We start from the raw sequence: 26,759 nt of genomic DNA, 5'->3' as shown, positions 1-26,759 counted from the left end.
GGGATAAACAATGATCTAAGGGCGTCATCAAGGTCTTCCCAAGTGCCACTGGGCTTATTTTTCTATGGCTTCAAGAGACTGCCAAAGCAGATTGACATATTGCTGAGGATGAATAAAAGAGCCATCTGCTTGGTGATAGCGCTATAGTCAGTGGAATTTCTTGTTTCAAATCATAAAGTTAGCAAATTACCATATTTTTTTGCAAAAATATTCGAACTTAGTTATTATTGCTACTTTTGCATGACAGGAAAATATCGGGTGCTGCTATGAAATTTGGCCCTCCTTCTATCTCTTCAGAACAAAAATTCGACAATGTCACTTCGCCTCAGAATCCCCCCATGACGGATCGTGACTATTTACAACTTCACCTGTTGATGAGTGTTTTGAAGGGAAAAACTGAGGCATCGACACTTTTGCTTATAGACATTGATGGCACTAATTGGAATGTCAGTTTAAATAACGATGAATATAAAAGTCATACGGCACTTTATTTGCTGTTAAGCGCAGCTTGGAGGGGCAAAGAAGAGGCATTAACGCTACTCGCTAAGATAGTGGAAAATAAGCAAGTAAATTGGAATGCGCAAGTCGATCTTGAGGAACAGGCAGGAACAACGCCGCTTCATGCGTTGATGCAGCTAGTACTCGCGAGAAAACAGCAAGCATTAGCCATACTTGACAAGATAGTTGAAATGGAGGGATTAAACTGGAATGCAGTTATCACAGCAGCTGGAAGCGATAAGGGCATAACACCCTTATGGATGTTAATGGTGGCAGTTTACTATGGAATACCACAAGCCATAGCGGTGCTTGATCGTGTAATAGCTACGAAAGGTCTAAATTGGAACGCACAAGCTTTTGAAGGGAAGTATAAAGGCTTCTCGCCTTTTCATTGGTTGATGCTAGCAGCTGCTGAGAATAGAGTAGAAGTATTCGTACTTGATAAGCTAGCAGCCAATATAAACATTAATTGGAATGCGCAAATAGATAGTGGGAACCTTGCAGGAGTAACGCCGCTTCATGTGCTGATACAGTTATTACTACAGAGAAAACAGCAAGCATTAGCAATACTTGAGAGGATAGTTGCAATAGGAGGATTAAACTGGAATACAGCTAGAGCGACTGTAAGCGAGGCCGGCAAAACACCTTTATATGGGTTGATGCTGGCACTTCGGGATGATAGTCCACAAATCACAGCGGTGTTTAATCATATCATAGCGAGTAATAACCTTAATTGGAATGCACAAGTACAGGATGGCGAAGAAAAAGGTTTAACACCGCTTCATTGGCTGGTACGAGCGGCCGGTGTTGTGGATAATCCAGGAGTACTAGCCGTACTTGATAAGCTAGCTGCTAATAAAGACATCAATTGGAACGTACAGCAAGAGAATGGCGTGTTGGCCGGGTCAACGCCGCTTTATATGCTAATGCACCTCATTTTGAAAAAACCACAAGCATTAGCAATACTTGCTAAGGTAATTGAAAATAATGACATCAATTGGAGTGTGCAATCAAAGGAGGGGCAAGGTAATCAAATAACACCGCTTCATTTGCTGATGATGTTAGTTCTGCAGAGGAAAGGTCAAATATTAGCGGTAGACAAGGTAGTTACAAGGCATGGATTAGATTGGAATGCACCCGCAAAAACAGTCGGAGCGAGTAACGGCATCACACCATTTTATGTGTTCATGAAAGCAGTTCATGCTGGTATCCCACAAGTTTTAGCGGTGTTTGATCATGTCGTCGCAAATAATGAACTCAATTGGGATGCACCAGTGCAGGAGGGTGAAGAAAAAGGTCTAACACCTCGTCATTGGCTTCCCCCTGAACTGCGCGATCGGATCATTCCGGCCAATGATCAACCGCTTACTTTAGAAGGGGGTATTGCTCCTAAATACCAACCGATTGGTATAGTGCCGTATCTGCCACAATATGAACGTCATGAATTTGAACATTACCAATACAATAGTCAGCAAGTATTTACCTCATTGCCTTTCTCGTTAATGCCTGAAAATCAAATGCGAACCCCATTGGAGATTAATGAGCAAGCAATTCAAGCAACGATATATTCTGCTAATGGACAATTAGATAATAGCCGTCCGGTGTTTTTTATTTTTGCGGGCAGAAAAGAGGCTGCTTTGCTACCTAAAGCTAATGATTGTCGCTGCGTTTTAGTGTTGACACAAGCAGAATATGAAGAAATCACGAAGAATCAAATATCCTCAAAAATAGATATGTTAGTGGTGCATCGGCTTTCTTCACCAACGCATGGCGAATTTAATCAGCTTCATTTGTTAACGGCAAGAAGATTGGCCGCTTTTCTGGTTGCCCACCATTTTCAGCTAAATCACTTTGCAGGATTGGATGATAATATTAAAGCAATCTCTTTTCAGGCTGCTTCACCATCAGCAAATATGAAAGCATTTTACGATTTGCTTGTGAGTCAATTAGCAGGCAAGGGTTGCATTAGTGTTTCGACAATATCGAGGACAAGAAAACTGCGAGAGCATGAATTAGGTTCAAAATTCTTTGTGTTTAACATGTCATTAATTCGTGAATATTTGCCAGAGCTCAAAGATATATTTTTACTACAACCTTGCGCATCACAAGCGAACAAACCGCTTGAGGATGCTTATTTTCAAGCATTTTTAAGCGTTATGCTCAATGGGCGGGCACGAGGTTATGAGGTGCAACCCAAAAATCTATGTGTATTACATCGCTCGCTGCAGCATCGTAATGCTTGTGCTAATACCGGAATGAAAGCCAGTACTTTTATTGGGCCAGAATCATTGGCTCTGCTTGCGCCACATCAACAAAAATGGTTACAAGAATCACTGATAGTAACAAATACCTACATAGCACAAAAAATCAAAGACTATGAAGAAAAAGCGAAGCAAATTAAAGAGGCTGATTTAGGTGTGGTGCATGGTTTAGTGCATCAGGTTGAATCGTCACAAAACACATCAAGCTCATCATCCTGTCGTCAGGGTGAATTTGTTAGTACCTATCAAACAAGATTAAAAAATTGGCAAGACGATAAAAAGATTTTACGTCACTATCAAGTGTCAGCTATTCAAGCGATTGCCAATCAGACGGAACCCGCTTGCTCGATTTTAAATGCCACAGGTTGCGGAAAATCAATGATTCTTTATACGCTTTCCCAAGAAGCCTTTGCTGTTCTCAATCAGGGGGAGCTGATAGCGGTTGTCACACCTCATATTGATCTCAGTAATCAAATGTATGATGATTTCAAAGAATATCATGGTAAATTTGAATCGGATTATCCATTAGAAAGGATTATCTCTGTTTCCAGTGATAGTCAAAGCTGTTCAATAAAATTATTAAATTACAATCATTCATTAGAAGAAGACAGGCATATCTTAATTTTTTGTTTAGAAAGTTTTCAAAAATTTTGTGAAACGCCAGAAAACAGAGAAAAAGTGCGATTAGCACTCTATGATGAATTTCATAGCTATGCAAAACCATTGCGTGTCCTTCTGCAAGATCAACCTGCCGATAGCCTCGTGGTGGGATGTACGGCAACTTTACCAAAGCATAGAGTGCTACATAATCCGGTTTATTCATATTCCTTTACGCAGGCAATTACAGATGGCTATCTAGCGCCTATTATGGTTGATGGTTTAGGAATGGATTTTTCTGAAAATAATGTGGCAAAATTCATACAATTTTTGCCGACTATATTACAACATCAGCAGCACCCAGGATTTGCAAAGAAAACAACATTGGCAACAACCAAGGGTATTATTTATTTTCCTTCTATTGCTGATTGTAATGCTGCAGCAAGGTTAATGGCTGCTGCTAATATTTCTTGTATTGTCGTTCATAGTAAAAGTGAAAACCGCAAACAAAATATTAAGCAATTTTTGCAACAAGAATCAGGTTTTATATTGGCAGTAGAAATGCTACGTTTTGGCTTTAACGATGTCAATTTAGGCGTGGTCATTATTGCGCAAAATCTAAACAATCCAAACAATCGTAACCATGTTAATTTATTGCAACAAATGATGGGACGGCCTTTACGCAAGGTTGGTGACAAAATTGCTTATGTTTTAACGTTTGACGATAACAAAGTTGTGGTTGATCATTTATTAAAAGAAACACCTCATGTGAACATCCCAACCAATGATTATCTATCACAATCTAATACCTATTATCTTGGCGTTAATGGAGAATGTAAAGTCGTTGATAGTGATGATGATCTTGTCGAGAATATTAACTCCTTGTTTACGATTGAAGTCTCAAGTGACTATATCAATAGAAGAAACTTATTACCTATTGATTCAACTTTTCAAGAAGATGACGATAAAGAGCCGATGAACGACTCTGATTTGAGCGATTACGAGGATTTAAGCGACGATGAGGATTTAAGCGATGATGATGAAAAACAATTATTTAAACGATATTGTAAGCCATACATCATCGGTATAAAAAGAAAGAGAGCTGATACGAGTGTTGATACCATAGCAAATCAAGATACATCAGCTAAACGAGCAAAAATGGCTCGCTAAAGGAATAACAAGGATGTAAAAGACGACACCTGGCTACGCTAAAAGCTTCGCCAAGGCAAGCGGAGGTCGTCCCAAGTAAAAGGAATGATGAATCACAAGAAATATTTAATTAAATGGTATAGCTGGAGAGTAAGTACAAATGAAAAGTGGTCCTCAACATGTCTATTGGAACAACCTCATTACCAAAAAGAAGATGAATGGACTATTTTTTACAACTCCTTTGCATTTAGAGACACGTCAATTAGCTCTTGGCAATGTCGACGCTTTTAATGTTCTTAACTCGCTTGTAGCCGATGATAATGTTAATTGGCATATGGCGATTGAACAGGAGTGCCCTGATAAGGGAGTCACTCCCTTTCATGTGCTGTTCTCTTGTGCGCTTACCGGAAATGCAAATGCCTTATTAATTCTCAATAAACTGCTAGCGATGGATAGGCTATATGATAGGTTAGGATGGAATATACCACTCCCTGGAGGGTCGTTTAAGGGTAAAACACCAGTTTATATCGTCGTCGAGCTAGCTATTCGAGGACAAACTATAGCAAAACAACTACTCGAAAAAATATTAGAAATTGATAATTTAGAATGGAATACAACAACAATAGCTTTGGGAGTAGATGGAGTTAAAACACCGCTTCATTTGTTATTAATGGCAGCTCACTCTGATAACAACAATTCCCTTATTCTACAAGCTCTCGGTAAACTTGCTAGAAATAAAAGTTTAAAATGGAATGGATTAACATTGTTTAGCCAGTTGTTGTGGACTGCGGCTAAGGATAACCCTTATGCATTAGATTTGTTCGAAAAACTATTGGAAAAAATAAAAATAAATTGGAATGAACAACTAAATGATGATGGCTTTACATTGGTTTACTTATTATTGGTAATGGTGGGCCAGAAAAAACCACAAGCATTAAAAATATTGAATAAGTTGGTAACAACAGATGAGGTGAACTGGAATGTGCCAATTACGAAATCTGGAATAAATAAAGGTAAAACGCCATTTTATATGTTGGTTATTAAAATGGTCGCAGGACATGTTGATGCAGAAATAATTAAAAAACTAATAACAAATACAGAAATTTATTGGAATGAATATGCTAATCCCTTTAGTTTGTTAATGAAAGCTGTCTCTGAAGAAAATACTGCTGCTCTTGAAGTTCTTGATTTCTTAATGTCTTCTCACGATATAGATTGGAATCAACAACTGCATGGAGATCAAAATCAAGTTACCACGCCTCTTTATTTATTGATGAAAGCCATTCGCAGAGGCAAAGCTGAGGCATTATTGATCCTTGATAAAGTAATAAAGATTGATGGTATACAGTGGGATAATCTTGTCTCTTTTGAAGGAGTAACCCCTTTTCAATTACTAGAGGAGGCAGTTAGAAATGGCGTGGTTCCAAATCATGTACTTAATGAATTGAAGATGAGAAATAGTGCTGGGATCCGAATTGTGATTCAAGGGGGCATCGCACCTAAATATCAACCAGCGGGTAATGTGCCAAGACTCCCTCAATATGAACGGCATCAAGCATTTGAAACTTATCAATATAATCATCAGCAGGAATTTATACCATTATCATATTTGGCAACTGTCGAAAGTCATTATCGAATACCATTGAATATCGATCAAAAGGAAATTCGAGCAACGTTATATACTACACGGGGAAAATTAGATAATAGTTGTCCTATATTTTTTATTTTTGCTGGTAGAAAAGAAGCTGCTTTAGTACCCAAAGTAGATAATTGTCGTTGTGTGTTAGTATTGACACAAACTGAATATGATGAAATCACGAAAAATAAAATACCTTTTGAATTAGACATGCTAGTTTTGCATCGACTCTCTTCACAAACGCATGGTGAATTTGACCAATTACAATTACTCACCGCAAGAAGGATAGGGGTCTTTTTAGTAGCTCACTATTATCAACTAGATCGATTTGTTGCCCTTGATGATAATATTGAAAAAATCTCTTTTCAAAAGGACGGGCAACTTACAGGCATGAAAACATTTTATGATTTGCTCGTGAATAATTTGCTTAATAAAGCCTGTATAAGTGTTTCAACGCAGTCAAAGACACGAAAATTACGTGAGCATGAATTAGGATCAAAACTATTTTTATTTAATATGGCACTCATTCGCCAATATTTGCCAGAGTTAAAAGACATATTTTTGCTTCAACCAACTGCAATAGAAGCGAATAAACCGCTTGAAGATGCTTATTTCCAGACATTTCTTAGCGTTATGCTAAAAGGTAAAGCGCTTGGTTATAATGTACTTCCGAAAAATATTTGTGTGTTACATCGTTCTCTTAAAAATCGTAATGCATGTGCCAGTATTGGGATGAAGGCAACAGAATTTGATGGACCTGACATGACTGATTTATTATCGTTAGTACAAAAAGGATGGTTAACTGAAACACTCAGTGTAATCAATAGTTATGTTCAAGAAAAAATTCAAGCTCATGAAGAAAAAGCAATACTAACCGCAACCTGTGATTTGGGAGATGCTCATGGATTGGTTCATAAAATACAACTCGGGCAAAGTGTATCCACTTCAATGTCGTCAAGAGAAGGTGAATTTGTCAGCACCTATCAAAAAACACTCAAAAAATGGCAAGATCAAAAAAAGATTTTGCGTCATTATCAAGTATCTGCGATTAATGCGATAGCCAATCACAAGAAAGCAACTTGCTCGATTGTCAATGCCACAGGTTGTGGAAAATCGATGATTCTTTATATCCTTGCACAAGAAGCTTTTCCTGTGCTAAATCAAGGGGAAATAATTGCTGTTATTACGCCACAAATTGATTTGAGTAATCAGATGTATGAGGATTTTAAAAATTACCATACAAAATTTGAATCTAGTTTTCCATTAGAAAGGGTTATCTCTGTTTCAAGTGATGATCAAAGCTGTTCAATTAAATTACTCAATTATAATGACACATTAGAAAAAAGTAAGCATATTTTAGTTTTCTGTTTAGAAAGTTATCAGAAATTTTGTGAAACACCTGAAAACAACGACAGAATTCGTTTGGCACTGTATGATGAGTTTCATGATTATGCAAAATCACTTAGTGCTCTTTTGAAAGAACAACCTAAAGATAGTTTGGCTGTGGGTTGTACAGCAACATTGCCGAATCGTAAGGTGTTAAACAAGCCTATTTTTTCTTATACATTTACACAGGCGATTAAAGATGGTTATTTGGCACCCATTATTGCAGATGGTTTAGGAATGAATTATTCTGCAGAAAATGTGGAAAAATTTATTCAATTTTTACCTACGATATTGCAACATCAGCAACATCCAGGTTTTGGTAAAAAAACAGCGCTTACGACAACCAAAGGCATTATTTATTTACCTTCTATTTCTGATTGTGAGCGTGCCGCTAAAGAAATGGAAAATGCTAATATTCCTTTTGTAATAGTGCATAGTAAAATTGAAAACCGCAAGCAAAAGATTAAGCAATTTTTGCAACAAGAATTTGGGTTTATTTTAGCCGTTGAGATGTTACGGTTTGGTTTTAATGATGTGAATCTAGGTTGCGTTATTATTGCCCAAAAATTGAACAATCCTAAAAAGGTTAATCATCTAAATCTATTGCAGCAAATGATGGGGCGTCCTTTGCGTAATCTTGAAGGTAAAATTGCCTATGTTTTAACTTTTGATGATAATAAAATACTAATTGATAATTTATTAAAAGAAACACCTCACGTCAGACTCCCGACAAATGATTACCTATCCCAATCTAACGCTTATTACATAGAGGGTGACAAATGCAGAGTTATTGATAGTGATGAAATTTCTAAGGAAAATAAGCCCTTATTTACCATAGAGTCGTCTGATGACTACTGCTCTAGGTTGAATTTATTGTTTAATAATTCAGTTATAGTAAAAAACAATAACGAAGATCCTTTCACTGATAACGAATCAGATGAAAGTGAATTAACTGATGATGAACTTGAAAATGAAGAAATGCTTTTTAATCAATATAGTAATTCTTTTACTATAGGTATAAAAAGAATTAGAAAAGATATTAGTCGCAGCAACGTAGTAGAAGTAACTGCCGTCAAAAAGCCCAAAATGGGTAAATATGAATAATATTTGTGAAAGCGTATTAGTATAGCTACGTTGGGATCGATAAGGGCAAAACACCATCCCACGTAACTGACTTTATTTTTCTATGGCTTCAATAATTCTTGAAACATGCCCATCGAGATCACCATCGTCAGTTAAGATCTCTAAACTAGCCACTTCTTCATACAGGCTATCGCGCTCTTTATGTAGCTTTTCAAGAAAGGCTTGGTAATCATCAACAGGTAACAACGGACGATTTTGTGAAATACGATTAAATTGTACGGAAACACTCACGTCGGCATAAACCGTGAATTGTTCTGAAAGCTTCTGGCGATTTTCTGCATTGAGGATTATGCTGTCATCGGTGGTGATGACAACATTTTCTTTGCTAATCTGATGAATCAAAATAGCAGATAAACAATGTTGAAAAGATTTTTCACCATCCACGCTTAATACTTCACTGAGTGAACGTCCGATAGTAGGTGTTAAGCTAAAATCAGCATCAATAAATTGCCAATTTAATTTTTTAGCTAATGTATGAGCAAGAATGGCTTTACCCGCACCTGAATGCCCAACGATAAAAATGCGCTTAACGGGGTCCGTCATGTGTATTACCTCTAAAGCATTTATTGTGTATTATTTTTATGTGGCAGTATGTCATTTTATCTGGATTATATAAATAGTCTTTAGAATGAAACCGTTTATTTATTCAGGGCTCATTCAAAATTTGATGTAGGATTAATCATGGATACTATCTTAATTACCGGTGCCAATAGAGGGCTAGGGTTAGAGTTTGTTCGTCAGTATGCAGAGAATGGCGCTAATGTACTGGCATGTTGTCGAGATCTTGCAGAAGCTAGCGAATTACAAGCGCTAAAAGAACAATATAACAATATTAAGTTGTTCGCCTTGGATGTTTCTAATACAGAACAGATTCAATCATTAGCAAATGAACTAAAAGAACCGATTGATATATTGATTAATAATGCAGGAATGCTACAAAAGGAAAACTTACAGGATTTATCGGTAGATACTTTACTGCAAACCTTTATGGTCAATTCAATTGCACCTATCAAAATGGCTGCCGCCTTTACGCCCCATTTAGCTAACAGTAAGCGAAAATGTTTAGTTTGTATTTCTAGTAGCATGGGTAGCATTAGTGAAAATCTAAGTGGGGGTTATTATAGCTATCGTTCCTCCAAAGCGGCACTGAATATGTTGATGAAAAGTGCGGCTATTGATTTAGCTTCGCAAGGGATTAAAGTTTTATTGCTACATCCTGGTTGGGTGAGAACCAGAATGGGTGGGAGTGAGGCAACCACAGAAGCCGTTGAGAGCATTCAAGGGATGCGTAAAGTGATTGAAAATTATCAACCTGCAGCGGGTGAGGTGATTTTCTATCGCTATGACGGCGGTACCGTCAAATGGTAATCATGGGGTTACTATTGTGAAATTATTTTGGATTCTTTTTGCCGTTGTTGCCTGTTGGTTAATGGTTCCAACTATTTTCTACCTTTCAAGTGATAATCTAGAAATGGCAGGGCAGTTGGGCGATCTTTTTGGCATCGTTAATGCCTTATTTTCAGGTTTAGCATTTGCTATTTTAATTGTTGAATTACATTTTCAACGACAAGAACTGAAATTAACACGTCAAGCGATGATGGATCAAAAAGATCAGCTCAAAGAACAAAGTGAAGAATTAAAGAAACAAAATTACGAAAGATTGTTTTTTAACCTTTTGTACATTATCAATCAAGAAATTGATTCAGTGACAGGGCAGCGTGAATTTGAAAATGAAGAAGGTTTTACTTTGCTGAGAACCGTCTCTATGCAAATTGATAGTCATATTACCCCACAGCCCTCTGTCGCTGAGTTAACCATAGAGCTTGAAAAATTATTCAAAAAAATCATTAAACAAGAATTTGATATTATTGCAGAAAAAGTTTGGTTTTTGTTTAAATACATTGAAAAAATAGGCGATAATTATGGGGCTGAAACCCAAATATATGAAGATATTCTTTCAAATGCATTAACTATTCATGTTCATCGTATTTTGATTTTATATTTTTTAACCAGCATGGGTAAAAACATTAAAGATGTGAAAGATTATGCTCAAAAAATGCAAATGAATATCGATGAGATGCTGCGCGATCATAAAAAATCCTTTCATTTATAAATGATTAAATATCCAGCCACTGGTTGGTTTTTAATCTCAACATTACCTAGACTCCATCCCATATTATCAAAATAAGGGGTGTCGTTATGATGGACATCAACGGTTTATTAAATCAGTTTTTGGGAGGGAATGCTAAAGATTCTCTCAATACCCTCACCGAAAAAGCCAAAGCATTAACAGAACAAGCAAAGCAGAATGGATTAGGTGGTTTTGCTGGTGGGGCAGCAGCTGGCGGACTTCTAACCTTACTCCTAAGTAGTGACAAAGTACGCAGTCTTGCAAGTGGTGTGCTGGGTTATGGTGGGGCTGCTGTTTTAGGTGCAATGGCACATAAAGCCTATCAAAATTACCAAGCAGGGCAATCAAGTCAGTCTTTAACACCGGTCACTGAACAAGAGCTGACTAATCTTGCGCCTCAATATCAACCAGAGAGGATGACAACGGCAGCAGGAGAGCCATTTTCACTGCTTTTGATTAAAGGCATGATAGCGGCGGCGAAAGCGGATGGCCATATTGATGATAATGAACAAAAACGGATCTTTAATGAAGTTGAAAAATTGAATTTATCAGCTGAACATAAAGCACTCATTTTTGATGCTTTAAATCAACCCTTAAATGTGGATGATCTGACAAAAGATATCCATTCCGTTGAATTAGCATCGGAATTTTATCTTCTCTCTTTACTTGCGATCGATCCTGATAACCCAGCAGAGCAAACATATTTAACCACCTTGGCTAACAAGCTTAAATTGCCACCTGATTTAGTGACGCATTTGCAAGAGCAAGCGAAGCAGGGTGTGGAATCATTGTAATACAAGTATTTTCGAATATTTGTCGCAACAATATAATAGGCATGTTAATGGTGAATTTAAGTTGATTGCATAAATATCCAATGTTATAAGTTGGTATTAAGTTAATTGAAGGTTAACAACATGCCTCATACCATTATTGCCGGAATGGGTCTCGCAGGTTTATCAGCTTGTTTAGCGTAATTGCTAAAAGGGCATAAAGGTGTTCAAGATTTTATTAGTCATTTGAGAGGTAAGAAGAATATTATTTCCATCAAAAAGTTTGAAGAATTTCAACTCAAAATGTTAGAAGAAAAATTCCTGCAGAATTACTTGGCGTAACTGATAAAAAGAAATTAATTGAATTTATAGAGCCTATTTTGCAAAATGAATTCCAAATGTCAGTTAATCCATCAAAAATTCTTGTTCAAGATACAACGACTATATCTATCTTTTCTGTTACACATGAAATAGCAGAAACGCCGTATACTAGATTGGGGAAAAGTGGTTTTGCGATAGTCTTGGGTGATGCGCTTGAGCTAGCTAATCTGCATTTTGCTCATGGTATTCCTAAAGCCATCCAGGATGGTTTTACGCTCATGAATGCCTTTGATGAAAAGGACACCTTTATATCACAGATGCTGCATAAAAGAGTTGAGGATATAAGATATGAAATAGAGGGATTCTGTGGTTTTCAATATGAATTGATAACAAGCAGGGAATTTCAAAGGAAAAGGAAAGCGAGTCCATTATTATCCGCATACAATAATATAAGAACAAGAGAGATACAAAATCCACCCGATGTAAAAAGTCGCAATGTGAAGCAAAAAACTTGCACCCCGCCATAAATAGCAATACAAGGATGTCACGGTTTTTTTTGTTCTATATCATGCTGTTGCTGACGTTGTAATTCTCGTGGACTGATATTGCGTTTCTCGGGACTTAACTCGTCCGTTTTTTCTTGTTGATCTCGTAGAACATCGCGCGGGCTACTGGTAGTATCATGTCCTTGGATTTCCTGAATTTTTATTTGAGTACGCTGTACGTCTCTTGGGCTGCGATTGGTTTCCATTCCCTTGGAATCTTCTGTTTCAACATGTTGGCGTTGTAATTCACGTTGGCTTTGATGGGTTTTTGCTCTTTCTTCATTTTGCACATCTTGAATATCTCGTTGTTGATCTCGTGCTTTTCTACTTTCTTCCATCGGATTTTGCTGTATTTTTTCTTGATGTTGTTGTTCGACTTGGAGTTCGCGTTGTTGTTTGATACTTTTAAGCTTTTCTAAGGCTTGCTGTTGTTGGTGTTGTTGTAGATCATAAGCCAATGACAAAGAAGGAGGCAAAATTGAACCGCAGCAAACGCTAAGAAAAATAATTTTTTTGAGAATCGAGTATCTCATAAAATTTACCTATTTTGGTTGCGATATTCTTCCATTTTGCTATTTTGCATCTCTTGCTGCATACGTTTGATTTCACGTGATTGGCTTTGTAGTTCAATTTTATTTTCCATCTGTTGTAATCGCATTTGTTCACGTTGCTGATCGAGTTGCTGCTGTTGTAATAACTGTTGTTGTTGCACCTGCTGTTGTTGCCCATCATAAGCATAGAGTTGAGGTACGAATAAAGCTATCCCAATATATCCGCTAATAAATGAAATCTTCATCGATTTGATTTTATGGTAGTTCATAAAACCTCCTCAGTTTTATCCTTGTCAACTTATTTACAGTGTATTTTTCCCTATACAACCTTGCATTGATCCTAATTCAACAATATCACGCTAAAATTTGCTATAAAACGTTGTTCTGCACATATCATAAGGAAATGAAGGCATTAAGCCGAATAAATGGAAATGGATACGAAAAAATCAGTCTCAACCGATTCAATCTGGTCTTCATTCCAGTATCCCGTTTTTAGAACATTGTGGATAACTTCACTGATTTCTAATATTGGTACTTGGATGCATGAGGTAAGTGCAGCATGGTTAATGACAATGCTGACAACACAGCCTATTCTGGTGGCAATGGTTCAAGCAACATCTGCCTTTTCTGTTTGTTTATTAGCGATCCCAGCAGGAGCTCTTGCTGATATTTTAGATAGACGTCGCTATTTAATGGTTTTACAGAGCTGGATGATGGTTATTGCGGCAAGCTTAGCCATTATCAGTTTTATGGGCAAAATAACCCCAACCATCTTACTAGCGTTAACATTCTGCTTGAGTGCAGGAACTGCTTTAAATGCGCCTACATGGCAGGCTATTGTTTCTGAATTGGTGCCTCCCCATCAATTGGTAGGGGCGATTACGTTAAATAGTATGGGCGTTAATTTTTCGCGCACCATTGGCCCTGCTATTGCCGGTGTGATTATTGCGACATTAGGCCCTGCTGCTGTTTTTGCCATTAATGCGGCCTCGTTTTTAGGTATTATCATCACGCTCAAGCAGTGGAAGCGTGAACAACCTATCACAACCTTGCCTGCTGAAAGATTTTTTGGGGCTATGCGCGCAGGGATCCGTTATGTAAAAGGTTCGCCTGTTTTAATTAAAGTATTAGTAAAAGCAGGTGCAATTTTTCTTTTTACCAGTTCCATATGGTCATTACTACCCTTAATTGTCCGTAATCTTCTACATAAAGGGCCCACAGGTTATGGGATCTTACTCGCCATGATAGGCCTGGGTGCTGTTTTTGGCGCTTTTACAATGCAAAAAATGAGGCACAAATTAGGGTTGGATAAATTAATATTGGCGGGTACTGCGGTATTTGCGGTGACGATGTTGACGATACCCTTGGTTAAAGATTTTTATTACACCTGTTTTGCCATGTTTTTTATTGGCATTGCCTGGATATCGGTGTTATCCACTTTAAATGCCGTTGTGCAACAAAGTGCGCCTCCTTGGGTGAGAGCACGTGCTATATCCGTTTATCTGATGATTTTTTTTGGTGGTATGGCCTTAGGAGGATTATTATGGGGTATTGTAACTGCCCATTTTAATATTACGGTGGCTTTTGTTACTGCTAGTCTTGGTTTAGTTGTGGCTAATCTAATGACCTTGCGATGGACTTTAGAAGACAATATTGTTTATGATCATACCCCCTCGATGGATTTACCTGCACCGTCTGTTGAAAAAGAGCTAAGTCATGATGAAGGGCCAGTGATGGTGACGGTTGAATATCAAGTTGCTCCAGAAAATGTAAGCAAATTTTTAGAAGAAATTCAAAAATTGCGGTTAACTCGCTTACGTGAAGGCTCATTTTTTTGGAGCATTTTTAATGATATTGAAAATCCCAAAAAATATGTCGAATGCTTTATGGTAGAATCATGGCTTGAGCACTTACGATTTCATGAGCGGGTTTCTATTGCTGATCGTAAAATCCAAATGGCAGTGAATGCCTATCATGAAGGCACTCCCAAACCTAAAGCGACGCATTATGTGGCTCGTGAATATACCGCTCGTACTTGAAAATTAATTAGCTTCTTTGACCATTTTCCAAGTCTTATCTGGATTAAAGGTGGTTATCTTTTCTACATCGACTTGAGTGTTAGCACCCAGATCTTTTTCGTAGATTTTACCTTCTTGATTGACAATAAAGGTCATCATACCCGTATTGCCATAGGTTGCAGGCCAGGCAATTAAAGCATGCCCACCAATCATCTTACCTTGAACCAGGTAATCATAGGCGCCGCCTTTGGCATCAGGTCCCTGACTTTTTAAGATCCGATAAAAATAACCATAATAAGGCTGTTTTGATTCTGAATTAGCGTCATGTCCTTCGCTATGCGCTTTCGCATAAAACTCACCTAAGGGGCTAGGCGTTTCACCACTTTTAACAGGGTAATAAAGCCCATCATGGGTATTAAGCGTGCTTTGAAACTTTTGCGCATAACTCAGCTGTTTATCTTGTTGAGGATTACTCAGATAATAGTCATGTTGTGCATCGACATAGGCAAGCAATGCTTTCATCACTGAAATCTCATTGCGTCCAATTCGACGGTTAAGAATTTCTTCCTTGCCTGAATCGGTATCAAAATGCCAACTATTGGCTTCTTGCACGAGCGGGATCGGAAACTGCCAATTATCTTTGCCGATAGTTAAAATAAACTTGGTATCACTTACTTTTTCAAGTTTATTCGCATTGTTATAGGCTTTTAGAAATAACTCACGATTCGCTTTGTCTTCAATGGCATCGCCAGATTCTACGAGGGGTTTTGCTTCTGTGCCAAAAATTTGGATTAATTTATCTTTATCATCCGCTTTAATGCTAGAGACAAAGGTTGTGACGGCTTCTTCTGGTGAGGAAAAGCTCATTTGTTTGGTATTTTGAGTTGCAGCATTAACTGATGTGCAAAGTGCCAAAGTCGCTGTTGTAACACCTAAAATGCGTATTGTTGGATGCATGAGCATTATTCTCCTTTATTGCTTTAGCGACGTCTGCCACCACCACCATGAAAACCACCACCGCCGCCACCATGGAATCCGCCACCACCGTGAAATTCTCCACCGCCGTGGAAACCGCCACCACCTTGAAATCCACCACGACTTGCGGCTCCGCGATCACTAAAGTGACGCATTTCTTCGCCACGATTAATACCGTCGAAAGCGCCAGAACGAGATTCTGCGCCTCTTTGAGGATGAAATTGTTGCTCGGGATGAAATTGCTGAGGATTGATTCTTTGCGCATTATCAGGACGGTTAAGTGGTGCAATTCTTTGTTCTTGTCCTGCTAGATTAGGATGTCTATCTGCATCTTGAGCAAAATTATTTCGATTTAAATTATCTCGATTAAAGTTATCTTCACGCTGTTGTCCTTGATGCTCCATTCGCTGCATGGCATTGGGGCCATCTTGAGCAATTTCGCGACGTCCTTCTTCAGCGCGCCCACGAAAGGCATCTCGGGCCTTTGCATCCTTCAATTGTGAATTTGCAAATTGTTGTTGAGCAGTACGATCGCGATAAGGAACGCCGCCACGGTGTGCTACATCATGATGCCAATTGCCATCATTGATATTGGTGCGATTGAATTGATTAAATTGATTAACATTAATATTGACATTATGACCTCGCCAGTCACAATGTCCCCATAATGCATTACCAACCCATAATCCTGCGCCAAATGATAATGCCATACCTGCTGTATAATAGCCTGCAGGATAGTAAGAATAGGGAGGATAAGCAGGATAAGCCCATGAACCATATACGGTGCTTGGATCATAAGATGGCACGTAGATCACTTCAGGATTAGTAGGTTCAATCGTAATGATGGGGCTACTATCTGCTTGTGTTGCAACATTTTGTGATGATGCCGCTTCTGGCACTGTTTCAGGTGCGGCATTAACCACTTGTTCTTTGCTTGATTTTAAATTTCCAGCCGATTGTGCTTTTGCACGTAATGTTTGCACGGCATTCATCACATCGGCTTGTTGGCCAAGGAATGCATCGCCCAATTTAATCGTCATATCTAATTTGTCATTCATTTGGTTTAATACATCTGGCACAGCAGTGAGCGATTTTACGCTGGGATCCCAGGTTTGTTGTTGCAGTGCATCTTCAAGTGCTTTTCCTTTTAAATTAGGATTAGTCTTTATCCAGCGATCGGCTGTTACGATTTCAAGCGGGTAGGTAGAGGCCATTAAGATCTGCGCTAATAAGGGATCGGGATAAAGTGCAATAGGAGCAACTAATTGCTCGAGTTCCTCTTTAGATAGCGCTTGTTGTGCTGCTTGTTCAGCATAACTTTGCCAAGGGATCAAAAAAGCTAATATTACGGAAATAATTGTTTTATATGCACGATCCATCATGGTGCTCCTGTAAGAATCAAGCAATGACAGTTATCGGTAAATGGGGGAGGGAATGTTACTGTGTTTATGAATAGTCTGACTTATCATGGATTTATTAACGATTATCTTAAAAAAGTAGAATGTTTCGTTTAGGTCTTCATATGATGCTTCTACTATAAATTTAGGATTTAAGCATGCAAACTATTATTGTCGATCTATTTCATGTTTACCCAGATGAACTTAACATGATCAATGTAAAACATGACATCATAGGCACGTCAGAAGCGGGCATAAATTTATGTTTGCATTTTGGCAGCAAATATCGATTTTATGTTTGTGAAGACTACGTTCATGAAAAAAACGTAACAAAATGGCATGTGCAAAATCTGTTGGCACAGCGAAATGGTATTAAATTGTTGACTGATTATGATGATGTTCCTTCAGAAATTATTGAGCCTGAAGGTGAAGTAAGACTTATCGTGAATGGCCAAGCGTTTCGTGGCGATGCTGATAATAACGATAAAATTGCAGGTTATGATACAGATGAATATATAGATGTCTTAAATGAATTACTAAAAAGATTTCACATCAACAATACTAGTCGAAAACTGAAAGAACTCGTCATTTTTTCTTGTGGTATGGCAAAATCTACACAATTTACCAACGCATTAACAGAAAGATTTATTAAACACCCCAACGACATGAAAATTATTCAATTTAAAGAAATGATTACTTTTTCAGGAGGAGAAATTATCTCATTCTTTGAAAACGGTGATGTGAAAAGTTGTTCTCTTGATAATTTGTCGGATGATGCATCAGCAATTTTACATTTTGGTGAAGTGCCTACCAAACGTAAAGCTTTGGTACCCGCTTTTAATAGAGTGGGTGAATCATCAAAGAACGCATCACCGTTTGCAATTAAATTCCAAAGATTGGATAGTGCCAATAACATGAATCTGGGTTGTAGTACGTTGAATACAGCGACTGCTGCCGGTACGCCTCAATGCAAAAAAACACCTGGATAGCACAATCTAAGCGATTTAGTTATACTTAAACAATCCTTATTTGATGAGCGGCATCATGGCAGAAAAAAAGGCAAATAATGATCCAGCTGCATTGGTTCTTACGCGACTGGTGTTTAAAGTATTAACGCCCGTTTTCCCTGGATTGATGAATCGTTTAGCTTATAAACTTTGGATTACCCCCCCTCGTTTTACCCCCCCTGAACGTGAACAAGTTTTCCTTCAACGCGCTAAAGCGGGGTTTGTTTTGGTAAACGACTTAAAAATCAGAACTTGGGCCTGGGGAGAAGGGCCAACCATACTATTTGCCCATGGGTGGGGTGGTCGCGGAACGCAAGCTTGTGGGTTCATTGATGAGCTTAATCAAGCAGGCTTTCAAGTCGTCAGCCTTGATATGCCTGCGCACGGTCAATCTGATGGCAAACGAACCAATGCAATTGAAATGGGATATGCTGTGGATGAAGTCATTAAACAAATTGATCATTTACATGCAGTCATCACTCATTCCTTTGGAGGGATGATATTTGCGCACTATTACAACGATAACGTTGCATTGAAAAAGATTGTGATGATTTGCCCGCCATCTACCCTCAATACTGCATTTAATCAATTCTCAGAGACCTTACAGCTTTCAGATTCTGTCAAAGCTTACATTATCAAAACGCTGAAAAAGAACTTTGGTGATGATGTGGTAGAGCAATTTTCGCTTATTAAGAACGGTGCTAGAATAACGCAACCCGTACTCATTGTGCATGATGAGCAAGATGATGTGGTTCCTTATCAAGACGGTAAAGATATTGCGAATATCCTTCAACATGGCTCTTTTTATGGTACTAAGGAATTAGGCCATCGCAAAGTGTTATACGAAAAATCAGTCATTAATGCTATCTTAGAATTCGTCAAATCGTAACAGAAGCTATCCCCAAACCATTCATCTTCGAACAATGACAGCCTATCCTTCTTTGACTTCACAATATAGTAAGTTGTGTTACTTTGCCAATAGTTATTCCTGACCTGAGATGTGATATGAAGCCCGAAAAAATGAATATACACCAGCAAGCCACTTTTCATTACTTGCAGGAAATTAAACGTTATTGCTTACAAAATATTGATATTAAGCAATTTCCCAATAAAAAAGAATATAAGCAATTAGCGAAGATCCTCAATAAAGTATCAAAAATTTCATCTGACTTTAATAAAGAGTTTAATTACGCCGATCTTTATTTTAAATATCATAATGCTATCGAAAAAGTAGCTGATTTAGAACTCAATTCTCGTGAGAGAAAAACTGCAACCTATTTAGATGGTTTATTTATAAGAACCTTTGAAAATCAAAATAAAATACATGATTTTCTCTTTGATAATGTTATCAATGAAGGTGAAATTGAAAGCAAAAATAATTTGCAAAAAAACCTCATTAAAAAAACTGATGGTTTAAGTAAAAAAGATATTAGGCACCCAGATAATCCTTTAAATGCATTCTTTGCTAGCATGTTAGGCGGGTTTGGTTACAATCCATTAAAACGAAATAATGTTCCTTATTTACCATTTTCTGAAAATCGTTTACCAACCCATCGCACCTGTTTACGAATTGGCGCACAAACTCGAGACAGTGGGTATGTCAATAGTACCTTTCAGCGATATTTATTAGCTAATGCACGTAATCGAGTGGACGTAGCTCCCCAAAATCCACAGGGTCAATATGACTATGTTTATATCAGTTTAATGAAAACTGAAGAAAGTCGACAAGATGTTAAAAAAGAAGGCATAGCAAAGAAGCTAGATCAATTTGTGAGAAATTCAGAAGGAACACGGGCTGCAGCACTAGAGTGCATTAATTTAGCTAAAGATTATCGCGCAGCCGTGATTACCTTACCTGCCGATGGTGGTTTTTTTCTAGATGGATTTAGTATGAAAAAGGGAGCTGCTATCAGTAATCATAAAATCAATATGAAAGATCTTGCAAACCAACTGATTGAAAGCATCAAACTGGATCGCAATGATTTTTCCATGTCGAAAGATGTTAAGAAAGCGCTCTTTGGTGAACCATTTAATGAACGTCTTATTGAAACGTTACTCAAGTCGGCTATTAATGAAGTCATTCCTGATGTTAAAGGTAAAGACTTAAGCGATATCAATTTAACACCTGAAAAGAGAAATGCGGTATTGTTTCAGTTTGTAAAGTGGAATTTATCTAATTATATATTAGAGGTTTTAAATCCACGTGCTTACAATATGTCATGCAAAGATGCGATTGATAGAGGTGGTATTCATACCCTTTGGTATCATATGAACTTATTAGCAAAGCACGGAACGCCGCTGACTAAAGAAGAGTTCTTTAAATTCTTAGATAGCCCAGCGATGGTTGTGAAATATCGTGCATTGAATGACAATCGTAATTTACTGGTGAATGTGATGAAACATCGACTTGATGCCGATGCAACATTTGAAGCGCAGCATCCATGGGCAAGAAAATGGGTAGAAATGAACTCCCCTAAACAAGAGGTTAAGCCATCTGTTGAATTAAGCAAGCTGAAAAAAATGCTGAATGTTGAAAAAGCAGCACCTAAAGAGATTATTTCTGAACAGCAATTAAAGCAAGCGCTGACCAATATATTTAATCAGCAAGTGCAAAGTTGTGCTAAACAGCAACAAAAATCCTTTAGTTATGCCGATTCTGCTAACTTGCGGGTGCCTGTGATGGTTCGTTGCTAGTTTACAGTTTTGTTTCTATCAGAAAAGCCTGAATAATGTTTCATAACATTATTCAGGCTTTTCTGATTAGCTACCTACAGTAATACCAGGTTTATTTCTCGAGATACCATTATCCGTGTTAGGTGTACTCAAGTATTGAGGTCTCGATCCTGTTTCCAAAGTTTTTGAACGATAAGGTGTATAAGTTGGTGATGTAAATCCCAGAATTTCCTCACGCATATCATTCATAGAACTTTGATTATAAATCCCGTTGCCGTTGTGATAATTACGAATGATAGGGCTACTCCGTTTAATAGGGGGATGACAAGCGACTGTGTCATCATTACGTACATAAAATGTATAACCATTATCTTTTAACCAGAGCAATTCATCGATAGTGCCTGTAATGAAGGAACTATCATAATGACTTTTAGGTGTGACAAGGATAAATGTTTTCCCCGCTTCAATTGCCCCTAGCATAAAAGCCTGATTTTTTTTGTATGACCATTTCTCTCCTCTTCCTTCTGGATTTAATACTTTCCCTATATTACTCTTTCTATCAGCCCGGTAAGGTGCGACTGTTTGATCATATTTTAAGTCTCCTTTAACCTTGAGGGAACCGATGTATGCGGTCATATCATCCGTTTCCATTAACCCTTCTTGATAATCTGTTTTTTCTTCTTCACGTAAGCGTGATAAGTCTACCAGATCTTCCCGTGAAGTAATGCTCTTTTTCCGAGAGAAATCTTCTTGTGCATATTGCGGACTTGAATATGACGTAGCGGTATTTTCTTTTGGCGCAAAATCTTTCCGCAAATATTGTGGGCCAAGAAATAAACCACCTAGATCATCAGCGAGATCTTCTGTAGTTGTGTCTGATTTAAATGATAACATGATGTTCTAATTCCCCATAATAATTGATATTTTTATATGGAAATATTAAGACATATCATTTATTAGAGAAATGAATACTAGATGAATGGTTTTTTAAGCAGTATGAAATTGCATGTAAAGTAATAGTTTGAATGTTGATCGATAGAAAATGATAATGGCTAGAGTTATAAAGATTCAATGAATTCAAGTTTACCTATAAAAGGATGTGTCTCATAAGTAATCTTGGAGGCTTATATAGTAGCGTTAACGATGTCTTAAACTATTCGAATATTCTTCATATCCTCTTAACGTTGAGCTATTAATCGTAACGGGGGTGTGATTGATTTGCGCCAGTGCTTGAATAGATTGGTATAAAAATTCAATTTGATCATCATGCTTATTTTCAAGATGTTTTAATCGACCTAGTGTTAAGGTTTTAAAGTGACCTTGTTTTGCACAAGTGAAAGCAGTAGCTATTATAGTTAATAACTCTAAACAGGAAAATTCATTACCGGAAAGATCAAGTTCTTCTAATTGTGTTTTGGGTAAAATCTCACTTATGATAGCAGCGGTTAAATCAGAATTAAGCGCAGAGTTATAAGAAATATCGAACACTTTTAGTCCTGGGATAAGAAGTAACGTTCGAAGACACTCACCCGTTATTTCAGTATCTGCAATACTTAAATTTTCAAGGTAGGTTAATTGTTGTAGGTACATTAAATCATTATCTCTTAATGTATTGGCATTAAGATTTATACCACAATATTCTGAATAGATGAGATTTTCTTTAAGTTCTGCAAGACTGTTGCATCGTTCGCTTAGTAAGCAAAAACGTTTTACGGTTGATTTTTTAGACTCAGGTGTAAACGTTAACATTTGATAGCCTTTAGATTACGGTTGAATCACTGGCATAGTAGTTAATTTATTAGGCAAAGTCTATCTTTAGGATGTTGTAAAAGAGATGTACTACTCTCTTTGTTGTAACGGGATAACGTGCTAAAGTTATCCGTGCAACCCAGATTGAAAATCTTCTTCGAACGCTATTAGGTTAATACTTCGCCTTCTAGGTAGATTTTGGATTTTTATTGAAGTAGATAGTCTTGCCATTCGTTGGCGTGAGAAAGTGATTTTTGTTTATTTGAAGTTGCTGTAAAGCGAGTTGTAAATGATTAATCGGGTCATCATATGACTCGTCAGATAATTGAAAAGTACCATAATGCATGCCTATGCTTAAGGTGCTGCCTAAATCAATATGCGCTTTAACTGCTTCTTCTGGGTTAAGATGATTGGCTTTCATAAACCAGCGAGGCTCATACGAACCGATGGGAAGTAAGCAAATATCCATCTTTCCCATACGCTGTTTAATCAGTTTAAAATGTTCGCTAAAACCCGTATCACCTGCAAAAAAGATTTGGGTTTCATCTATATTAATAATAAAGCTACACCATAATGATTTATTGGTATCGAATAAGGTTCTTTTTGACCAATGTTGCGCCGGAACTGCTGTAATCGAGCGGTTTTCGTTGATGTAATGCGTTTGCCACCAATCAAGTTCAATGATATTCGTTATTCCTTTTTTATTTAAGATGTAAGCATTTTGTAAAGGGACAATAAAAAGGGGATTATCTTTCTCCGTAAGTGCTTTTAAGGAGACTAAATCCATATGATCATAATGGTTATGGCTGATAATAACGATATCAATTTTAGGTAGATCTTTTAAAGCCAAACCAGGTGCTCTGACTCTTTTGGGACCTAACCACGAAACGGGGCTCGTTCGCAAAGAAAAGAGCGGATCAGTTAAGATGTTTAAACCGTATGTTTGGATGAGTTCAGTAGAATGATTGATAAAAGTGATATAAAACTCATCGGGTAAAATGGATAGGGGCAAGGCTGGTGTTTCAGTGTTTTCAACCTGTGTAGGCCATTTTGATTGTTGTTGAAAAAACTTCCATTTCCAAAAATCTAACCAACCTTTGCTGGTAATTTTGTTTTGCCAAAAATTATAAAAGTGTTTTCCATCAAAATGATCATTACTTGGTTTCATGTCGCAAAAACTTAAGATTACTAATTGTATATCATAGTGAATCTTAAGGCAGACTGCAATTCAATAGAAGTAGCTTCACGAAATAGTCATGAGGGTTTTTGCGGGTTTTTTAACTGCTTCATATTTTGAGGATTAAATAAATATTCTTCGTATGCTCTTAAAGTAGGGGAATCAATAATGACTGGATTTGATGCTGTTTGGCTTTGAATAGCTTGATGTAATAAATCTATTTGCGTATGTTCAAGATGTTCTAGATTACCTAGCGCTAATCTTTTAAAACCTTTGTGCGCGCAGGAAAATGCGGTTGAAATCAGCAAGACTAAAGAAATACAATCAAATGGATTGCCAGATAAATCAAGTTCTGCGAGATGAGTTTGAGGGAGATGTTCAGTGAGTACTTCCAAAGTTACTTGAAGATTAAGTGACTCATTGCAGGAAATATCAAGTTTTCTAAGGCCGGGAATGTGAAGCAAATCCTTAAGACAACTCCCTGTAATATCGGTTGCTGCAATGCTTAAATCTTCAAGATACATTAAAGATTGTAAGTACAATAAATCTTTATCATTTAAGGTATTGTCATTGAGAGTAATGGCTTTATAATTTTTGTCGGTAATTCTTTTTTTCAGTTCTTCAAGGCTATTGCATCTTTCGGACAAAAGACAAATCTTAAGAGAGTTAGTAAAAGTTAACATAACTAAAACAGCCCTTTATGAAAAAACCTGAGAAGACTGGCATAGTAGTTAATTTATTAAGTAAAGTCCATCTTTAGAATAGCATGTTTGTTTCAAGCAGTTGCAGGATAACTTGTAAAAGTTATCCATGCGACCAAGTGATATACAACACTCGACGATTAAAAGGTCTGTGTTGGTTTTTTGCTGCCTCTTTTTGGTACCACTTTCCAACCATCTTCAACGTCCATTGCTTGTTGTCCGCAATTATTGCTAGCAACCGTATCTGTTTTGCTAGGCTGCGACCGCCAGTTCACCGAAGTGTCGGCTGCCGATGTTGAGCGCCAGTTATTGCTGCTATCAGCAATAGAAGTTCTCTGAGTAGGCGTTGATGAAAATCTTGGGGTATACACTTGAGGTTTAAACCCTAGAATTGCATCTTTCTTATCATTCATCGAAAGTTCGCTATATATTCCTTTCCCATTTAAATAGTTTCGCATTATTGGATCTTGAGTTTGTGCTGGTGGCTTGCAGATCATGCTACCATCATCTCGCTCAGTAAAAGTATAGCCATTATCTTTTAACCAGAGTAATTCATCGACAGTTTGTGTAATGTACGATTTATCATAAATGCCTTTAGGTGTAACGAGAATAAAGGTTTTACCAGCTTCAATGGCGCCCAACATGAAAGCTTTGTTTTTTTCATAGGACCAAGTATCACCTCTTCTTTCTGGATCTAATACTCTTCCGACACTAGCGGGTTTTCGTACATAAAAAGCGATTGTTTGCTCTTCTGTTAAATGTTTTTTGCTGCCTGCATTTTTCTTGAGGGTACCGATATAAGCAGTCATATCCTCGGTTTTCATTAAACCTTCTTGATAATCTGCGCTTTCTGTTCTTCTCAAAACAGATAAATCAGTTAAATCTTCTCTTAATCTTGATGCACCTGAATACAACATGGTGTTTAATCCCCTCGTTAATTAATAATAAATTTTTGTGTAATAATTTTTATGTAACGATAGTTAAACAAGTTGATATCTGGGTAAAGGAATACCGGATGAATGGTTGCTTTGACGGTATGAATAAGTCATTGAACAACGAATTTCATTTTTGATTTAACAATGCGAATGAAATTGATATGGTATTTAATAAAAGCAGACTGATTTTAAGAGAATATAGCGCATGACTCATATTAAGAGTTGCTCAAATAACACATTATGATGATGTTGTTTTGTATTTATGTGTTGAAAAACTAACATACATGATAGTGGAACATAAATAATCTTGAGAGATTTTATACAATAATGTTAATAGAGCTTTAACTTATTATTATTTAAATACATTTCATAGCCAGCAAAAGTTGAGCATTCAATCGTAACAGCAGGATTGATTTGCGCCAATGTCTGCATACCTCTATACAATAAATCAATTTGATCATCATGATGATTTTCGAGATGCTCGAGTTTTCCCAGTATTAGGGTTTTAAAGTTGCCTTGGGTCGCACTGGTATAAGCAGCAGCTATCAATGCCAATAATTCTAAGCAGCCAAATTGATTGCCTGAAAGATCAAGTTCTTCTAATTGTGTTTTTTGTAAAAATTCACAAAGAATATTAGCCGTTAAATAGGGCTCAAGTGTACGATTATGAGAAATATCTAGCACTTTCAGCCCCGGAATAAAAAGTAACGTTCGAAGGCATTCCCCTGTTATTTTAGTATTTGCAATGCTTAAATCTTCAACATAGGTTAATCGTTGAAGCTGCATTAAATCATTATCGTTTAATGTATTGGAATTAAGATTGATACCACGATATTCACTATAGATGAGGTTTTCTTTAAGTTCTCTAGCGCTATTGCATCGTTCACTTAATAGGCAAAAATTTTGTATGGTTGATTTTTTCGACTCATCTGTGAATGTCAACATAAATGCTAGCCTTTGTATTACTGAAACTGACTGGCATGGTAGTTAATTTATGAGACAAAGTCTATCTTTGTATTGTCAGGAAAAAATGTTTAAGTTATTTGTGATAACCTAGATTAAAAATCCCTTCGAACTCTTTGGTTAAGCTTTACATATCAGTGATTTTCCTGCGGACGAGCCGCAGGAAGTAGATCCAT

The 26,759-nt window shown here is 37.3% G+C and carries 21 protein-coding genes; 10 read left to right on the top strand and 11 right to left on the bottom strand.

The window, feature by feature from the left end; translation table 11 throughout:
* Positions 1-266 precede the first annotated feature (266 nt).
* Positions 267-4,526, top strand: coding sequence for a DEAD/DEAH box helicase family protein (locus tag HT99x_RS08895; protein WP_075065998.1), 4,260 nt, complete (start codon positions 267-269; stop codon positions 4,524-4,526).
* Between the two features lie 139 nt (positions 4,527-4,665).
* Positions 4,666-8,631: a DEAD/DEAH box helicase family protein gene (locus HT99x_RS08890; protein ID WP_075065997.1), complete on the top strand. Its 3,966-nt coding sequence runs from the start codon at positions 4,666-4,668 to the stop codon at positions 8,629-8,631.
* A 72-nt stretch (positions 8,632-8,703) separates the two neighbouring features.
* On the opposite strand, the gene HT99x_RS08885 is transcribed toward HT99x_RS08890, so the two are convergent.
* Positions 8,704-9,213, bottom strand: coding sequence for a shikimate kinase (locus HT99x_RS08885; RefSeq protein ID WP_075065996.1), 510 nt, complete (start codon positions 9,211-9,213; stop codon positions 8,704-8,706).
* A gap of 138 nt (positions 9,214-9,351) precedes the next feature.
* Between HT99x_RS08885 and HT99x_RS08880 the strand changes: the two genes are divergently transcribed.
* The 4 genes from HT99x_RS08880 to HT99x_RS08865 all read left to right on the top strand — a co-directional run bounded on the left by HT99x_RS08880 (position 9,352) and on the right by HT99x_RS08865 (position 12,419).
* Entirely contained in the window at positions 9,352-10,038 is a 687-nt protein-coding gene (locus HT99x_RS08880) for an SDR family NAD(P)-dependent oxidoreductase (RefSeq protein ID WP_075065995.1), read from the top strand.
* Between the two features lie 16 nt (positions 10,039-10,054).
* On the top strand, positions 10,055-10,783 hold the full coding sequence (locus HT99x_RS08875) for a hypothetical protein (RefSeq protein ID WP_139016587.1): 729 nt from the start codon (positions 10,055-10,057) through the stop codon (positions 10,781-10,783).
* A gap of 86 nt (positions 10,784-10,869) precedes the next feature.
* A complete protein-coding gene (locus HT99x_RS08870; RefSeq protein ID WP_083482838.1) occupies positions 10,870-11,595 on the top strand; it encodes a DUF533 domain-containing protein in 726 nt (241 codons plus the stop codon).
* Between the two features lie 374 nt (positions 11,596-11,969).
* Positions 11,970-12,419 (top strand): hypothetical protein, encoded by a 450-nt coding sequence (locus HT99x_RS08865; protein ID WP_075065993.1) that lies wholly within the window; start codon positions 11,970-11,972, stop codon positions 12,417-12,419.
* Positions 12,420-12,436: 17 nt separating this feature from the next.
* Here the strand turns inward: HT99x_RS08865 and HT99x_RS08860 are convergent, their stop codons facing one another.
* Positions 12,437-12,970, bottom strand: coding sequence for a hypothetical protein (locus HT99x_RS08860; RefSeq protein WP_075065992.1), 534 nt, complete (start codon positions 12,968-12,970; stop codon positions 12,437-12,439).
* Between the two features lie 5 nt (positions 12,971-12,975).
* On the bottom strand, positions 12,976-13,257 hold the full coding sequence (locus HT99x_RS08855; protein WP_075065991.1) for a hypothetical protein: 282 nt from the start codon (positions 13,255-13,257) through the stop codon (positions 12,976-12,978).
* Positions 13,258-13,413: 156 nt separating this feature from the next.
* Between HT99x_RS08855 and HT99x_RS08850 the strand changes: the two genes are divergently transcribed.
* Entirely contained in the window at positions 13,414-15,027 is a 1,614-nt protein-coding gene (locus tag HT99x_RS08850) for an MFS transporter (protein ID WP_083482837.1), read from the top strand.
* A gap of 3 nt (positions 15,028-15,030) precedes the next feature.
* On the opposite strand, the gene HT99x_RS08845 is transcribed toward HT99x_RS08850, so the two are convergent.
* Both HT99x_RS08845 and HT99x_RS08840 read right to left on the bottom strand, forming a co-directional pair.
* On the bottom strand, positions 15,031-15,963 hold the full coding sequence (locus HT99x_RS08845) for a DUF2950 family protein (protein WP_158003373.1): 933 nt from the start codon (positions 15,961-15,963) through the stop codon (positions 15,031-15,033).
* A 23-nt stretch (positions 15,964-15,986) separates the two neighbouring features.
* The gene (locus HT99x_RS08840) at positions 15,987-17,363 is read right to left on the bottom strand and encodes a DUF3300 domain-containing protein (RefSeq protein ID WP_083482836.1); all 1,377 of its coding nucleotides are present in this window, start codon (positions 17,361-17,363) and stop codon (positions 15,987-15,989) included.
* A gap of 173 nt (positions 17,364-17,536) precedes the next feature.
* Here HT99x_RS08840 and HT99x_RS08835 point away from each other — a divergent pair, with 173 nt between their 5' ends.
* From HT99x_RS08835 to HT99x_RS08825, 3 genes are all read left to right on the top strand, one after another.
* Entirely contained in the window at positions 17,537-18,367 is an 831-nt protein-coding gene (locus HT99x_RS08835; RefSeq protein ID WP_075065988.1) for a hypothetical protein, read from the top strand.
* Positions 18,368-18,422: 55 nt separating this feature from the next.
* Entirely contained in the window at positions 18,423-19,274 is an 852-nt protein-coding gene (locus tag HT99x_RS08830; RefSeq protein ID WP_075065987.1) for an alpha/beta fold hydrolase, read from the top strand.
* A gap of 116 nt (positions 19,275-19,390) precedes the next feature.
* Positions 19,391-21,079: a hypothetical protein gene (locus HT99x_RS08825; protein ID WP_075065986.1), complete on the top strand. Its 1,689-nt coding sequence runs from the start codon at positions 19,391-19,393 to the stop codon at positions 21,077-21,079.
* A 66-nt stretch (positions 21,080-21,145) separates the two neighbouring features.
* Here the strand turns inward: HT99x_RS08825 and HT99x_RS08820 are convergent, their stop codons facing one another.
* The 6 genes from HT99x_RS08820 to HT99x_RS08795 form a co-directional block, all read right to left on the bottom strand.
* The gene (locus HT99x_RS08820) at positions 21,146-21,952 is read right to left on the bottom strand and encodes a hypothetical protein (protein WP_075065985.1); all 807 of its coding nucleotides are present in this window, start codon (positions 21,950-21,952) and stop codon (positions 21,146-21,148) included.
* Positions 21,953-22,195: 243 nt separating this feature from the next.
* On the bottom strand, positions 22,196-22,807 hold the full coding sequence (locus HT99x_RS08815) for a hypothetical protein (protein ID WP_075065984.1): 612 nt from the start codon (positions 22,805-22,807) through the stop codon (positions 22,196-22,198).
* A 187-nt stretch (positions 22,808-22,994) separates the two neighbouring features.
* Positions 22,995-23,975, bottom strand: a complete 981-nt coding sequence (locus HT99x_RS08810; RefSeq protein ID WP_075065983.1) for an MBL fold metallo-hydrolase — start codon at positions 23,973-23,975, stop codon at positions 22,995-22,997.
* Positions 23,976-24,061: 86 nt separating this feature from the next.
* Positions 24,062-24,631, bottom strand: a complete 570-nt coding sequence (locus tag HT99x_RS08805) for a hypothetical protein (RefSeq protein WP_139016585.1) — start codon at positions 24,629-24,631, stop codon at positions 24,062-24,064.
* 194 nt (positions 24,632-24,825) lie between these two features.
* Positions 24,826-25,602 (bottom strand): hypothetical protein, encoded by a 777-nt coding sequence (locus HT99x_RS08800; RefSeq protein WP_075065981.1) that lies wholly within the window; start codon positions 25,600-25,602, stop codon positions 24,826-24,828.
* Positions 25,603-25,950: 348 nt separating this feature from the next.
* A complete protein-coding gene (locus HT99x_RS08795) occupies positions 25,951-26,565 on the bottom strand; it encodes a hypothetical protein (RefSeq protein WP_075065980.1) in 615 nt (204 codons plus the stop codon).
* Between the last annotated feature and the right edge of the window lie 194 nt (positions 26,566-26,759).

Source organism: Candidatus Berkiella aquae, from assembly GCF_001431295.2.
In the GTDB taxonomy this organism is placed as follows: Bacteria; Pseudomonadota; Gammaproteobacteria; order Berkiellales; family Berkiellaceae; genus Berkiella; species Berkiella aquae.
Note: the sequence above shows the minus strand (reverse complement) of the source record. Positions and strands in the feature narration are given on the sequence as shown.